The 15,267-nt window shown below is 70.3% G+C and carries 10 protein-coding genes; 7 read left to right on the forward strand and 3 right to left on the reverse strand.

The window, feature by feature from the left end:
• Positions 1 to 128: 128 nt before the first annotated feature.
• Both ACFXI3_RS45310 and ACFXI3_RS45315 read right to left on the reverse strand, forming a co-directional pair.
• Entirely contained in the window at positions 129 to 680 is a 552-nt protein-coding gene (locus ACFXI3_RS45310; RefSeq protein ID WP_378408267.1) for an HAD family acid phosphatase, read from the reverse strand.
• Between the two features lie 208 nt (positions 681 to 888).
• Entirely contained in the window at positions 889 to 1,758 is an 870-nt protein-coding gene (locus ACFXI3_RS45315; protein WP_378408284.1) for an oxidoreductase, read from the reverse strand.
• A gap of 151 nt (positions 1,759 to 1,909) precedes the next feature.
• On the opposite strand from ACFXI3_RS45315, the gene ACFXI3_RS45320 reads away from it, so the two are divergent.
• The 5 genes from ACFXI3_RS45320 (at position 1,910) to ACFXI3_RS45340 (ending at position 10,601) form a co-directional block, all read left to right on the forward strand.
• Positions 1,910 to 3,097, forward strand: a complete 1,188-nt coding sequence (locus ACFXI3_RS45320; RefSeq protein WP_378408269.1) for an amidohydrolase — start codon at positions 1,910 to 1,912, stop codon at positions 3,095 to 3,097.
• An 87-nt stretch (positions 3,098 to 3,184) separates the two neighbouring features.
• A complete protein-coding gene (locus ACFXI3_RS45325; protein ID WP_378408271.1) occupies positions 3,185 to 4,540 on the forward strand; it encodes a serine hydrolase domain-containing protein in 1,356 nt (451 codons plus the stop codon).
• 60 nt (positions 4,541 to 4,600) lie between these two features.
• Positions 4,601 to 8,353, forward strand: coding sequence for a tetratricopeptide repeat protein (locus ACFXI3_RS45330; RefSeq protein WP_378408273.1), 3,753 nt, complete (start codon positions 4,601 to 4,603; stop codon positions 8,351 to 8,353).
• Positions 8,350 to 9,630, forward strand: a complete 1,281-nt coding sequence (locus ACFXI3_RS45335; protein WP_378408274.1) for a hypothetical protein — start codon at positions 8,350 to 8,352, stop codon at positions 9,628 to 9,630. The genes ACFXI3_RS45330 and ACFXI3_RS45335 overlap by 4 nt, the downstream gene beginning before the upstream one ends.
• A complete protein-coding gene (locus ACFXI3_RS45340) occupies positions 9,627 to 10,601 on the forward strand; it encodes a hypothetical protein (RefSeq protein WP_378408276.1) in 975 nt (324 codons plus the stop codon). The genes ACFXI3_RS45335 and ACFXI3_RS45340 overlap by 4 nt, the downstream gene beginning before the upstream one ends.
• Positions 10,602 to 10,646: 45 nt before the next feature.
• Here ACFXI3_RS45340 and ACFXI3_RS45345 read toward each other — a convergent pair whose 3' ends face one another.
• Positions 10,647 to 12,083 (reverse strand): aldehyde dehydrogenase family protein, encoded by a 1,437-nt coding sequence (locus tag ACFXI3_RS45345; RefSeq protein ID WP_378408278.1) that lies wholly within the window; start codon positions 12,081 to 12,083, stop codon positions 10,647 to 10,649.
• A 142-nt stretch (positions 12,084 to 12,225) separates the two neighbouring features.
• Between ACFXI3_RS45345 and ACFXI3_RS45350 the strand changes: the two genes are divergently transcribed.
• Together ACFXI3_RS45350 and ACFXI3_RS45355 are read left to right on the forward strand one after the other, a co-directional pair.
• On the forward strand, positions 12,226 to 13,665 hold the full coding sequence (locus ACFXI3_RS45350; protein ID WP_378408280.1) for a GMC family oxidoreductase: 1,440 nt from the start codon (positions 12,226 to 12,228) through the stop codon (positions 13,663 to 13,665).
• 30 nt (positions 13,666 to 13,695) lie between these two features.
• Positions 13,696 to 15,171, forward strand: coding sequence for a hypothetical protein (locus ACFXI3_RS45355; protein WP_378408282.1), 1,476 nt, complete (start codon positions 13,696 to 13,698; stop codon positions 15,169 to 15,171).
• Positions 15,172 to 15,267: the final 96 nt, after the last annotated feature.

Genomic DNA, 15,267 nt, shown 5'->3' on the forward strand with positions numbered 1-15,267 from the left:
CACACCCCCCCCCCTCTCGCCGTTTGTGTTTTTTTTTTTTCCGCGCGGGGGGGGGGGGGGGGGTGGGGGGGGGCGTTTGTGGGGGGGGGGGGGGGGGGCCGCCCCCCCCCCCCCCCGCCACTCGCGAGTCAGGAAAGCTGGCCGTCGTAGTCCGGCAGTTTGAAGCCCTTTTCGTAGTCTCCGCCCTCGAGGTCGGTGGACCGGTTGCCGATGTTCGCCGTGATCGTGTAGCCCTGCTGGGTCAGGTCGGCGCGGCAGCGCTGCTTGCCCTCCGCGGTGCCTTCGCCGGATTCGCGGGTGCAGATCGCGTCGATCGGGTAGCCCGCGCTGCTCAACTGCTTGCGCGCCGAGGACGAACTGGTCCGCGCCGTCACGAACAGGACGGACACGTGGTGCTGGCCCGCCCATTGGGCGACCGCGAGAACCGGTTTGTTCGGTTCGCCGGGATGGTATTCGGTTTCCAGCGACGTGTTGTCGATGTCCAGCACGATCGCCAGCTTGGACCCGCCTTGCGCGACCCGGTCGGTCAGCCACGGAATGGCCGGGTCGACGGCTTCGCGCACGTCGGACTGCCATTGTTCGTAGCTGGGCAGGTCGGCCACCGCGGCCGACGCGGTGGCCGGGGCGGCGATCAGCCCGGCGACGGCGAGAATCGCGGCGCAGGCGCTCTTGACGTTCATCGGCGCGTGTTCTCCTTAGCGTGGCGGAAATTGCCACCGGCCACGCTAATCTCGCCGGGACTTTCGCTGCACCGTCGTTCGTCGGTGAATTGCACGGCAGCGGAGGGGAATTCGCCGTCCGTTCACCGGATACTCCGGGCGAGTTTTCCGCCGCGATTCGGGGTGATGATTGTCGACGCCGGTGGACAATCATCACCCCGATCCGCCGTTATCCGGCGATAGTGTCCAATTCGGCCAAGGCGTCCGCGGGCAGTTCCAGGTCGGCCGCCGCGACGTTTTCCCGCAGGTGTGCGACCGACGACGTGCCGGGGATCAGCAGGATGTTCGGCGACTGGTGCAGCAGCCAGGCCAGCGCGACCGCCTTCGGGCTCGCGCCGAGCCGAGCGGCGACGTCGTCCAGCGTCGAGGACTGCAGCGGGCTGAACCCGCCGAGCGGCCAGAACGGGACGTAGGAAATCCCTTGGGCGGCAAGGGATTCGATCAGTTTCTCGTCCCCGCGGTGCGCCACGTTGTACCAGTTCTGCACGGTGACCACCGGCGCGATCGACTGCGCCTCGGCCACCTGCTCGGCGTCGACCACGCTCACGCCGAGTTCCTTGATCTTGCCTTCCTGGCGCAGTTCGGCGAGCGCGCCGAACGGTTCGGCCAGCGAACCCGGCACCGGCGAGTGTCCGTCCTCGCCGCCGCCGACGCGCAGGTTCACCACGTCGAGCGCCTCGACGCCGAGGTTCCGCAGATTCGACTCCACCTGGTCGCGCAGCTGCTCGGGCGAGCGCTCGTGGATCCAGCCGCCCTGGTCGTCGCGCACCGCGCCGACCTTGGTGACGATCTGCAGCCCGTCATACGGCGCGAGCGCTTCGCGGAGCAGTTCGTTCGTCACGTACGGCCCGTAGAAGTCAGCGGTGTCGATGTGGTTCACGCCCAGCTCAACGGCCGTGCGCAGCACCGCGAGCGCCTCGTCGCGGTCGTTCGGCGGCCCGAAGACGCCGGGGCCGGCCAGCTGCATCGCGCCGTATCCCAGGCGGGCGACGGTGCGCCCGGCCAACGTGAACGTCCCGCCGGGGAGGTTGTCGGTCAATGTTCCGCCCTTCTTTCTCGCCGCGCCGGTGCCGTCGCGGCTGCCGTCCATGGTGCTGCCGAGGGCGCGGCGCGGCCAGTACCCCTCGGTCCTGGGAGTGTCAGGGCCAGGCTCGCGGGACAGCGGCCCGATAATTTGGTATACCATTATCATGGCTTCTCTCACTGTGACCGGCGTGCGCCCGTGGGGCGGCGACCTGGCCGACATCGTCCTCGACGGCGACCGCATCTCCGACGTCCGGCCCGCCGGTTCGGCCCCGGTCGAAGGCGAACAGATCGACGGCGCGGGCCTGCTCGCGCTGCCCGGGTTCGTCAACTCGCACGCGCACGTCGACAAGAGCTGGTGGGGCAAGCCGTGGGTCTCCTACGGCGGCGTCGCGAGCACCGAAGGCCGCATCGCGCACGAGCGCGCCGAGCGGGACAAGCTGGGGATCCCGAGCGTCGAGGTCGCCGAGACGGTGCTGCGCGAGTTCCTGCGCCACGGCACCACCGCGGCGCGCAGCCACGTGGACGTCGACCTGGGGCTCGGCCTGCGCGGTATTGAGATCGTGCGGGACGCCGCGCAGCGGCTGGGCGGCGCGGTGGAGGTCGAGATCGTGGCCTTCCCGCAGGACGGCGTGCTGCGCCGGCCCGGCGTGCTCAAGCTGCTCGACGAGGCCGCGGCGGCGGGCGCCGGCTGGATCGGCGGCCTCGACCCGGCGGGCATCGACCGCGATCCGGTCGGCCAGCTCGACGGACTGTTCGAGATCGCCGAGCGACGCGGCGTCGGCCTCGACATCCACCTGCACGACGGCGGCGAGCTGGGCGCGTTCCAGTACGAGCTGATCGCCGACCGGACGGTGCGCACCGGACTGCAGGGCAAGGTCACCGTGTCGCACGGCTTCGCGCTTGGCGAGGTTCCCCCGGCGCGGCAGGCGGCGTTGCTCGACCGGATCACCGAAGCGGGCATCTCGCTGGCAACCGTCGCTCCGGTGCGGACGGCCCCCCTGCCGTGGACCGAGCTGTCCGCGCGCGAGGTCCCGGTCGGCCTCGGCACGGACGGAATCCGCGACCTGTGGTCCCCGTACGGTGACGGCGACGTGCTGCAGATCGCGCTCGGCTTCGCCCGGTTGCACGGGCTGCGGAAGGACGAGGATCTGGTGGCGGCGGTGGAGCTGGCGACGCGTCGTGCGGGGTCGTTTGTGGGTCGTGGGCGGCATGATCTGGCACCGGGTTGCCGGGCGGACGTGGTGTTGGTGGCGGCGGAGAATGTGCCGGATGCGTTGATGCGGGTGCCGGTGCGTTCGCTGGTGATCGCGGGTGGCCGGGTCGTGGCCCGGGACGGCGAAGTGCTCGTCTGAGCAGTTCGTCCGCTGCTCCAGCATGCCGCCGGTTTTTCCGTAGCGGGAGACGAAGTTTTCGCCGCAGCGGAGCGATAGCTTCCCGGGATGGACAAGCTCGACGCTCTCCGCAGGCGGCTGGAGCAGGACCTCCCCGCGCTGCTGGAACACCACCAGGTCCCCGCCGCGGTCATCGCGGTGGCCGTCGGCGAGGAGACGGCCACCGCGGCCGCCGGGGTGCTCAATCTCGGCACCGGCGTCACCGCCACGACCGATTCGGTATTCCAAATCGGCTCGATCACCAAGGTCTGGACAGCGACCCTCGTCCTGCAGCTCGTGGACGAGGGCCTGGCCGACCTCGACGCCCCGATCCGGCAGTACCTGCCCGACCTCAAGCTGGGCGACGCGGCCATCACCGTGCGCCAGTTGCTCAGCCACACCGCCGGATTCGAGGGCGACCTCTTCACCGACACCGGGCCCGGCGACGACGCGGTCGAGAAATTCGTCGCGACTCTCGACGGCGTCGCCCAGCTTTTCCCGCCCGGGGAGCTGTTCTCTTACAACAACGCCGGGTACGTCGTCCTCGGGCGGCTGGTGGAAGTGTTGCGCGGCAAGCATTACGAGGATTGCCTGCGCGAGTACCTCGCCGAACCTCTCAAGCTCCAGCAGTTTTCCCCGAACGCCCTCGACGCGATCCGTTACCGCGCCGCGATCGGGCATCTCGAACCCGAGCCGGGCGCTGACCTCGTGCCTGCGCCGTTCTGGTCGATGCTGCGCTCCAACGGCCCGGCCGGTTCGTCGCTCGCGATGTCCGCGGCGGATCTGCTCGCTTTCGCTCGCATGCACCTCGCGGGCGGTGCCGAAGTGTTGAGCGCGAAGAGCGCCGCGGCGATGTTGCAGCGGCAGGTCGACCTCCCGCCGCTGGGCATCATGGGCGACGCCTGGGGTCTCGGCTGGGAGCTGTTCGACACCCCGAGCGGCCAGGTCTACGGCCACGACGGCAACACGATCGGCCAGGCGGCGTTCCTCCGGCTGGTGCCCGAAAGCGACCTCGCGGTGGCGTTGCTGACCAATGGCGGCGACGCGATGAGCCTGTACGCCGGTCTCGTTCCCGCGCTGCTCAAGGAATTCGGGGGCGTCGAAGTGTCGTTGCAGCCGCGTCCGCCGGCCGAGCCGGAAGCGTTCGCCGCGGATCGGTATCTCGGCACCTATGCGAGTACAGTCGCCGATCTTGTGGTCTCCCAGGACGACGACGGCCGGGTCTGGCTGGAGCAACGTCCTAAAGGGACAGCCGCGGAATTGAGTTCCGCCAGCAAATCCGAACTCGTCTTCCTCGAAGGCGACACGTTGATCCTCCGCGAGGCACAGGGCGGGATCCACCTGCCCCTGGTCTTCCTCGGCGACGACGGCTCCGGCCGCGCGCGATACGTCCATTCGGGGAGGGCAACCCGTCGCGCCGAGTGACCGGACGGCTTTGCCCGAACTGAACGATCCGGCGGCCGTCGCCGGGTAAGGTTTTACCTCGTGGCCGCTGATCTGGGGTGGAATACGGGGCAGACGCGGATCCACGCTGCCGACGGCCGCCTCCTCGGCGCGGGCGTGCTGATCGGCGACCGGTATGTCCTGACCTGCTCCCGGGCGGCCCGCGACGAAACCGTTTTCCGGGTCGGATCGGCGGGGTCCGCGTCGCTGGCCGGGTTGGTCCCGCCGCTCGCGGGCGCGCGCGGCGACCTGGCGCTGCTCGAACTGGAGACTCCGGTGCGCCGCGGCGCCCTGCTCCGGCGCAAGGTCGAATCCGGGCGGGAAGTCCGGATCCACAGCCTTCCCCTCCGCCTCGGCTACGGCATCTGGGTGCGCGCCACCACCGGGGTGCCGGACGGCGAGCGGGTCCCGCTCACAGTGCTGGAGGGCCGCGTCGACCCGGACCTGTCCGGCTGTCCGGTGTTCGACAGCCGCACCGGGCGGCTGCTCGGCATCGTGGTGGTCGACCACGCGGTGCGGCTGGTTCCGGCGGACACCGTGCTGGCGTACTTCCCGCAGCTGCGCGAATGGGTGACCGACGATTCGGTGATCGAGGACCGGCTCGACGAACTCCTCGTCCGCACCGGCAGCGTGCCGCCGCCGGACACCGGGGACCTGCGGGTCGCGCTGCCGAAAGCGACCTTGCCCGACCCGTACGACGCCGTCCTCCCCGACTCGGCGCTGCCGGAGCGGCACCGGTTCTGCGTGGAATGCGGCAATCCGGTGGGCCGCGGCGAGGGCGCGCGGATCGGCCGGAAGCGCGGCTTCTGCGTGCAGTGCGGCACGCCGTTCAGCTTCCTGCCGTCGCTGGAGCCCGGCATGGTCGTCGCCGGTCGCTACTCGGTCGTCGGCTGCATCGCGCACGGCGGCTTCAGCTGGATCTATCTCGCCCGCGACGAGGCCGACGGCGGCCGGTTCGTGGTGCTCAAAGGCTTGATCGGCGAACGGGACCGCGACGGCGCGCTGGCCGCCGCGCAATCCGCCATCGTCCCGCAGTTGCTGGGACTGGACCATCCGAACGTCGTCCGCACCCTCGCGCACGTCGAAGACCCGGACCCGGAAACCGGCAGGCCGATCGGGTACCTGGTGATGGAATACGTGCGCGGGATTTCGCTGCGGACGGTGGCCCGCCGCGCGAAACGGCTGCGCCCGGAGCACGTCGCCGCGTACGGGCTGCAGCTGCTGGAGGCGCTCGGGTACCTGCACCAGCGAGGGCTGCTGTACGTCGATGTGAAACCGGACAACGTGCTGCAGGACGGCGATCGGATCACGCTCGTCGATCTTGGCTCGATGCGGCGGCGGGACGACCGGGACAGCGTGCTCGTCGCCACCCCGGCGTATCAGCCGTCGCGGTCCGAGCTGGACCGCGACGGCGTCAGCGTCCGTTCGGATCTCTATTCGCTCGGCCGCACCCTGGAGGAGCTGCTGCGTGCCTGTTCCCTCGACGACAGCGTCGGAACAGAGATGCTGCGGGCGCTGATCGACCGGGCGACCGCGGATTACGCCGACCGGTTCGCGACCGCCCACGACATGGCCGAGCAGCTGCGCGGGGTGCTGCGGCAGTTGCTCAGCCAGCGCACTCGCGTGCCGCGTCCGGCGGCGTCCCGGCAGTTCGGCAATCCTCGCGGGCTCGCCGCGGCGGGGCTCGGAGTGCCGGAGTGGGAGGCCTGGGCTTCGGAACCGCCGTTGCGCGCCGACGACGCGCTGCGGCTCGACGACGTCCGGGAGGCCTTGCCCATCGCCATTTTCACCGGGTCCGAGGAGGTCGGGGAAACCTGGCGAGGTGCTGGGGTGTTGCTGGACGCGGGAATGCTGGACGACGCGGAGAGCCAGTACCGGGAGTGCGCGAGTCAGCTGCCGGGCGAGCTGGCACCGTTGCTGGCCTTGGGCTTCTGCGCGGAACTGCGGGGCTCGGCCGAGGCCGCGGCGCGCTACTACGAGGCGGTGTGGGCCTGCGACCGGGCCATGGTCGCCGCGGCGTTCGGGCTTGCCCGGATCCGGCTCCGGGGCGGCGATCGTGTCGGCGCGGCAGCGGTTTTGGACGAGGTGCCCGCCAGCACGGCGGCCCGGGCCGGCGCGGTGCGGGCGCTCGCCACCGAACTGTCCAGTGTGGACGAAGCCGCCGCTGCGTGGTCCCGGCTCGGCGAACTGGATCTGGGCGAGGACGAACAAGACCGGCTCACCGCGGTGGTCGGGGAAGTGCTGCTGCGGCTGGCCCCGGGGAAACCTTCGGCTGCTGCCCGGCTGCCTGACCTTCGCCAGGTGCGGAACGACCTGGCGCAGATTTACCGGACGCATTCGAATCGGGCGTGGTCGATGCTGCGGGAGCATGCCCGCCGGGTGCGTCAGGCCAAGGTTCCCGAACCGCGTCCTGCCTGGCAGCCGACCATCGTGGTGCACCACCCGGACTACCTGCCGCGGCACGCTTCGACCACGACTGTGCAGGTCGTGGTCACGGCGGGCTCCGGCGGCGGTTCGATGCGGCTGTTCGTGCGAGAGCTGCCGGGGTGCGTGCTGTACTGGGTCGGCCAGACGACGCCGGCGGAAACGCTGATGCCGTTGCCACAGCGGCGAATCAGCGATTCGGTGCTCGACCTCGGTCAGTGGACGGCGGGGGAAACCAGGAGTTACGCGCTGAGCTTTCTCGTGCCGTCGAGAATGGCGACCGGAGAAGAGAATGTGCTGGTCACGCTCTGGGCGCAACAGGACACCGCGCAGTCGGAGGCAGCGCACGTGTACGTGCGGCTGACCGACGATCCGGCTCAAGCGGCCCCGGCGCCGACCGGGCCGCCAGGTCTCGCGGCCGAGGTGGAGGCCGCGCTTTCCGCGTACCGCAACGGAAATCTGGACTCCGCGCTGGACGCGCTGGGCTCGGCGGTGGCTTTGGCGACCGCGCAGGGGAACGAGGCCGTGCTGGGCCGGTTGCGGTTGCTGGTGGACATCGTCGACGCGGAGAGCGGGCTCGTGAGTTTCCGCGGGCCGCTGGACGGGGAAGACTTTCTGTCGGAGCGGATTTCGGCGCGGTATCGGACGCGGGCTCCGGCCGCCCCGGAGCCGCCGCCGGTCGGGGAGGCCTACGAGACCGACCTGCTGGCTCCCGATCCGGTTGCGGACGGGGCGGTGCTCAGCGCGCGGGTCGAGTCGCGTCGGGTGGATTCGCGTCGGGTCGAGTCGCGTCGGGTCGAGTCGCGTCGGGTGGATTCCCGCCGAGTGGATTCTCGTCGGGTCGAGTCGCGGCGTGTTGATTCCCGGCGGGCTGATCCGCGGCCCGGTACCTGGCGCACCGGACGGGTCGGCTATCCGGTGCGACCCGATCACCTGGACCCGGGGCCGGATCCGTTCGACTCCCAGCGCGTCATCTGGGCCGGGCTGCGGGCGATCGGCGCGAGACCGCCGGACGACGCTCCGCCGCCTGCTCCGGGTTTGCTCGAGGCGACCGTCGAGTGCCAGTCCGACGGGCCGGTCCTCGTCGGGCAGCTGGTAGGAGTCGCGGTTTCGGTGCGGCGCAAGGAACCCGCGCCCGCACAGTCGGACGTGGTGCGCGTCCGGGTGCTGCTCGACGCCGCGCCCGGGATGGCTGTGCCGGTGTCGCGGGTCGGCTGGATCACCGGCGACCGGCTGCGCGAACCGGCGGCGTTCGGGGTCGTCCCGGCTGAACCGGGGACGCTGCGGCTGGTGTTCCGGATCTACCGCGAGCACGACGCCCAGCTGCTCCTGGAAATCGCGGCCGCGCTGCCGGTGGAGGTGCCGTCATGACCCGTCAGCTGAGCGCCGAGGTGACCGTTGACAACACCGCCGGGCTGAGTCGCGTCGCGGTGCCGCCGTACAACCGGGCGCGGACGGTCAATCTTCGGTTCCTCGAATTTCCCGGTGTGCCAGGGCTTCTCGTGCAGGCCTGGGGCAGCGCGTTTCCGGAGGACGGCGGCGGCGGGTATCAGGGCCGGATCACCCACAGCCTCGGCGAGCTGAACTCCCGGATCGACATCCTCCGCGAAACGTGGCAGCGGCACATTGTGGACCTCGCCGAGCAGACCGAACGCGGCCCGCGCCGGTATCCGTTCGCCGACGGCTGGGACCTGGCGGCGCGGCCGGAACTGTTGCGGCGCGCGGGTTTCGCGCTCGCCGAGGCCGGCTACCTGATGTACCGGCTGCTGTTCGCCGGTCAGGACGACGGGCTGCGGCGGATCCGTTCGCTGCTGGAATTGGCGCTCGCCGAGGGCGAGAACGTGATCAGCATCGAATCGGACAGCCTGATCGTGCCGTGGGGAATGCTGTACACGTCGCCGCGAGGGCCAGACGAGTACCCGGACGACGAAAACTGGTCTCTGGCGGGGTTCTGGGGCTATCGGCACGTCGTGGAGCACACCTTCTCGCGGGTCGACGACTTCGACGCGCGGATCACGGTGGACGGCGGGAAACCGGTCGTCGGACTCAACGTCGACCACGGCGTCGACAAGCAATTCCCGGACACGCCTTACATCGCGCCAGTGGTCGACTTCTTCCACGGCCGCGCCGAAGTCGTGCTGCGGCCCGACAAGAAAACGCTCGCCGCGCATTTCCGCAGCCGCGATTTCGCCGACCACGTCACGTATTTCGGCTGTCACGGCAAGGTGAGCGGCTCTGGCGGCCTGGTCGAGCAGCCGTATCTGAAGCTCGGCGACGGCGAACGGATCTACGGCACCGATTTGATCGCGTGGCTGGCGGAAGCGCCGCTGCCGACGCGGCCGTTCGTGTACGTCGGGGCGTGCCAGGGCGGGCAGGTCACGTCGGCGTTCTACTCGGCGTTCGGCAAAGCCTTGCTGGGCAACGGCGGACGCTGCCTGATCGGTCCGCAGATCGACCTGCCGCCCGCGTTCGCGCGCGAGTATTCGCAGCGGCTGTTCACCGAGTTCATCGATTCGGGTGCGAAACTGGGCGACATCGTGCGCTCGCTGGCGCGCTCGTTCGCTGACGAACACCACAATCCGCTCGGGCTGATGTTTTCGCTGTACCGCGGGATCGATGTGCATCTGTGGCAGGAAGGGCGACCGTGACCGAACCGGTGATCCTGGACCTCGACGAGCACGGCGATTTCGTGGATCCGGAAACCGGACGGCCAGTGCCCGCCGAGGCGACGCCGCGGTTTCTGGCCCGGTGGCTGGAAGTCCCGGCGACGGCGACCGACATCGTCGTGTTCGTGCACGGCTGGCAGAACAACCGGGAGACCGCGGACCGGCGGGCCCGGCAGTTCTTCGGGCTGATCGAAGAGCGCTACGCGGCCGGGTCTTACGAAGGACTCGGTGCGTGGCAAGGGTTTTACGTCATGGTGCGCTGGCCGTCGATGAGCAATCCGTTCCTGACCGGCTACCGGCGGATCCGCGACCGGGCACACAAGATGACCACAGACGGGCGGGCAGCGGGGGCGCTTGGCCAACTGCTCGGATATCTGAACGCGGAACGGCAGTTGCCCGGAAGCGCGCCGAGTTTGCGGACTGTCACCGGTCAGTATCTGCATTGCGTCGGCCATTCCTTCGGCGGCCGGTTCACGGTGGAAGCGGTGCAGGCCGCTGCTGGGGACGGCCCGCCGGTTCTCGGGTGGGATCGCGCCGACCCGCGTTATCCGTACACTGTGGACACTCTGCTGGTGTTCCAGATGGCCGCGCGGCCGGACATCTTCGCCGACCGGTTCGCCCCGGTGCTGCGCGACGCCCCGATCAACGGGCCGATCGTGCTGACCCGTTCCCGCGCCGACCGGGCCACCGGATTGTGGCACCGGCTGGCGGAAGGCGTGCCGGGGATCGGGAATGCCGGGGTGAAAGTCCCGGTCGGCGAGATCGCGAATACGGTACTGCACAAGGTGGACGCGGCCTACTCACGGTCCGAAATGGACCGGAGGATCGTCAATGTCGAGTCGGGATGGCGGTTCCGGCGCGGGCGCTGGTGGAATCCAGCCGGGGCGCATTCGGACATCTGGTACCCGGAGTCGGCGCATCTGCTGCTGTCGCTGGCGGAACTGGCCCGCTGAACGGGGCTCGACAGCCGGAGAAAGACTGTCGAGCCCCGAAGGCGTTCAGTAGCCGTAGTGCAGCCAAACCGCCTTCGTCTCGGTGTACGCGTCCAGCGCCCACGGCCCCATCTCGCGACCCCAGCCCGATGCCTTGTACCCGCCCCACGGCGCGGCCATGTCCGGGATCGGCGGCATGTTCACGAACACCGCCCCCGCGCGGATCCCGTCCGCATAGCGTTGCGCCGTGCGGATGTCGCGGGTCCAGACGGTCGCGGCGAGGCCGTACTGCGTGTCGTTCGCGCGCGCGACCAGCTCGTCCGGGTCGTCGTACGGCGTCACCGCCAGCACCGGGCCGAAGATCTCCTCGCGCATGATCGTCATGTTGTCAGTGACGCCCGCGAACAGCGTCGGCTGGTAGAAGTAGCCGTCGCGGTCGACTTCCGAGCCGCCGGTGACCAGGTCCGCGCCTTCGGAACGGCCGGTCGCCACCAGCTTCGCCACGTGCTTGCGGTGCTTGTCCGACACGAGCGGGCCGACCTGCGTGGTCTCCTCCAGGCCGGGACCGACCTGCAGCCCGGCGAGCCCGGCGGCCATCTTCTCCACGAACTCCTGCTCGCGTTTGCGGTCGACGTAGAACCGCGTGTACGCCGCGCAGACCTGGCCGGTGTTCAGCGTCGCGCCGGCGAGGTTGCCCGCGACGGCGGCGTCCAGGTCGGCGTCGGCGGCGATGATGCTCGGGGCCTTGCCGCCGAGTTCGAGGGTCAGCCGCTTGAGGTTGGACTCCGCGCTCGCCGCGGTGATCAGCTTCCCGACCGCGGTGGAGCCGGTGTAGGAGACGTGGTCGACGTCGTGGTGCGCGCTCAGCATCGCGCCCACCGGGCCGTCGCCGGTGACCAGGTTGACGACGCCCGCGGGGATGCCGGCCTGCTCGGCCAGCTGCACCAGCCGGATGCTGGTCAGCGGCGTGACCTCGCTCGGCTTGATCACCACGGTGTTTCCGGTGGCGAGCGCGGGCGCGAGCTTCCACACCAGGATCATCAGCGGGAAGTTCCACGGCGTGATCAGCGCGTTCACGCCGACCGGCTCGCGGCGCGTGTAGTGCAGGGTGTCCGGGAACGAAACCGGGTTGGTGGTGCCCTGGATTTTCGTGACCCAGCCGGCGAAATACCGCAGGTGCTCGGCCGCGCCGGTGACGCTCACCTGGCGTGAGATGCCGATCGGCTGGCCCTGATCGCGGGTTTCCAGCGCGGCGAGTTCCTCGTGGTGCTGCTCGACGAGGTCGGCGAGGCGGAACAGCAGTTTCGCGCGCTGCACCGGCGCGAGCCCGGCCCACTCCGGCGAGGTCAGCGCGCGGCGCGCGGCGGCGACCGCGGCGTCGACGTCGGCCTGGGTCGCCGTCCCGACGTCTTCGAGAACCGTGCCGGTGGCCGGATCGCGGGTCGGGATGGGCTCCCCGCCGGCCTCGGTCCACTGACCGTCGATGAACAGGCGTGTCGGCATGGCGCTCCCTAGTCCCAAATCTTCTGGTCGCCTCCGAGTATCGGCGCGCGGCGGCCGGGCGGTCTTGTCCGCGAGGGCACGCCCGTTGTCGGCGAGTGAAGACAATGCCGGGCGGAGCCGGGGGACCGGTCAGGATCAGGACATGGACGTGATCGTGGTGGGTGCGGGCTCGGCGGGCTCGGTGGTGTGCCGGCGGCTGGTCGACGCGGGCGCGAAGGTGACGCTGCTGGAAGCGGGCGGACCGGACACGAACGCGGCGATCCACGACCCGTCGCGCGCGGGCGAGCTGTGGCACGCCGCCGAGGACTGGGGCTACTACACGGTGCCGCAGCCGCACGCCGGGAACCGCAGGCTGCACCTGCCGCGCGGCAAGGTGCTCGGCGGCTCGCATTCGCTGAACGCGATGATCTGGGTCCGCGGCGCGGCGGCGGACTACGACGGCTGGGAGCTGCCCGGCTGGGCTTGGGACGACGTGCGCCCGGTGTACGAGCGGATCGAACGCGACCTGCTCGACCTGGAACAGCACGATCCGCTGCAGCCGATCCAGAAGTCCATTGTGGACGCAGCGCAGGAGATCGGCCTGCCGTTCAACGACAATTACAACAGCGGCGTGCTCGACGGCATCTCCGTGCAGCAGGTCACCATGGCCGGCGGACGGCGGCGCAACACCTGGCTCTGCTACGCCGAGCCGGTCGCCGAGCAGATGACCGTGCACACCGGCGCGCTGGTGCACCGGGTGCTCTTCGAGGGCGATCGCTGCATCGGTGTCCTGGCGGAGATCGACGGCAACCTGGAGCCGCTGTTCGCCGACCAGGTCGTGCTCGCCGCCGGCGCGCTGGCGTCCCCGGCGATCCTGCTGCGCAGCGGAATCGGCCCGGCCGACGACGTCGCCGCGCTGGGCCTGGACGTTGTCGCGGACCTGCCGGGGGTCGGCGAGAACCTGCACGACCATCTGCTGTCGCCGGTCGTGTTCGCCACGGACCGGCGCGAGGTCGCGCCGCCGCAGACCGGCCTTTCGGTGACGCAGACGCACCTGTTCTGGCGCAGTCGCCCGGGCCTCGAGGTGCCGGACACCCAGCCGATCCACTTCAGCGTGCCGATGTACGAGCCGTGGATGACCGGACCGGAGACCGGGTTTTCGCTGATGGCGGGCATGATCACGCCGCAGAGCCGGGGCACGCTGCGGTTGCGCGGCACGGATCCGGCCGAGATGCCGCTCATCGATCTCGCCGCGCTCGCGCACCCGGCGGACTTCGAGAGCCTGGTCGCTTCGGTGGAGCAGTGCCGGTTGATCGGCAGAGCCCCGGCGTTGGCGGAGGAGTGGGGCGCGCGGGAGCTGTACCCGGGACCGGCGGATGTCCGGGAGTACGTGCGGCGCACGGCGATCACCTACCACCACCAGGTAGGCACCTGCCGGATGGGAACGGACGAGCTGGCGGTGACGGACCCGACGCTCGCGGTGCGCGGGGTGTCCGGGCTGCGGGTCGCGGACGCTTCGGTGCTGCCGCGGGTGATCAGCGGCAACACGAACGCGCCCGCGGTGTTGATGGGAGAGCGGGTGGCGGAGTTCTTGCTGGCGTAATTCGGGTGAATGCGGCAGTAGGCTCGTCGGGTGGATGATCTTCTCGCCGCCGACTATCCGATGCTCGCCGCCTTGGCCGCCGACCCGCCTTCGGGACCGGCCGCGTTGGCCGCGCGCGCGGGAGAGCTGTACCCGGCGGCGAACGACGACCAGCGGCGACACCTCGAGTACCTGCTGGACTTGCTCGGGGCGGCCGGCGATCCGATCCTGCTCGACCTGCTGATCCGGCTCCGCACGGCCAGTCTGCTGGCATCGGTGGTGCACCGGGGCCTGCCGGTGCCCGAGCCCGTGCTGGATCAGCTGATCAAGGAACTGGGATATCAGCCGCCGGTCATTGACGCGGCAGGGCTGTCCGGGAACCGGCGGCGGGCGAAGGCCCTCGGTGCGCTGCTGAAAGACGACGACCGGTGCGGCCGGGCGGCGCTCGCGCTGGCTCGGCTCGGCGCGCGCGAATGGACAGTGCCGATCGCGCGGCGGCTTTTCGCGGTCGCTGGGCTCAAGCACATCTTCTTGGCTGTCGCGCTGGAGGAGATGGGCGATCCGGCCGCGGTTCCGGTGCTGCTCGACTGGCTGGCGAACGGACCGGAGCAGAATGCCTGGGACGTCCACCGGGCGTTGGTCCGGCTCACCGGGCGGTCCCCGTTGCTCCCGTCGCCGGACGACATCCGCCAGGTGTGGGCAGGGCTCGACCTGACCGTCGGGCCGGTCCCGGAGGTGCGGGACGTCGCCGTCGATTCTCCTTTCGCGCTGCGGTTTTCCGTCGACGAAGGCCGGGCCCGGGTGCGCGTCGAGTTCGACCCGTCGCTGCCGGGCTCGATGTGGCCGCGCTGGGATCAGACCCTGTACGTCGGGGATCAGGCGCGATTCGGCGTCGGCTCGGGGTGCGAGACCTGTGAATCAACGCTGCGCCTGCTCGGCTTCGGTCCCGCTGAAGCCTTGGCCGGTGCCGCCCGGGTGCGGGAAGTCCTTGCTGCGCCCCGCGAACTCACCGCCGCGACAGTGCGCGCGCTGGAACCGCTGCTCCAGGAGCTGGAGACTGGGCACTACCGGATGCTCTTGGCCGATCTGCCGCTGGAACGCGTGCGGACGCTGGAACAGTCGTGGTGGTCGATGCGCAGAACCGAGACGCGCAGTGCGTGGGAGGGAGACCCGGACTGGCCGGGCATCGAGCATTTCCAGCTCCCACAAGCGATTCCCGGCGAGATGCCGACGTACGGCAGCGTGGTTCCGTCGCAACCGCTCGACGCGCTGGACCAGGTGACAGTCGACCGGTACGCGGAAGCCATCGCCCGCGGCGAGCGTCCGGCGGCGTTGCTGCTGGCCTGGGCGGAGGACCGGTACATCAGCGCCCAGTGGCCGGAACGGTTCGTGCTGGGCGTGGTGCTTGACGGGCATCACCGGTTGGCCGCCTACGCCGCGGCAGGCGTACCCGCGCGCTTGGTGCTGTTGGTGCGCGGGGAGAGCGGCGAGACGGTGGAGGAGGTCGTGCGTGGTTATGCCGGTTAGAACCGGCATAAACACGCCCCAGGCCTCAAACCGCGTAAAAACCCCCTTGCCGCCGAACCACCAGTACCGCACCCAGTTCCCCGCCACCTGATCTTA

The sequence above is a fragment of the Amycolatopsis sp. NPDC059235 genome, assembly GCF_042754125.1.
GTDB lineage: Bacteria > Actinomycetota > Actinomycetes > Mycobacteriales > Pseudonocardiaceae > Amycolatopsis > Amycolatopsis albidoflava.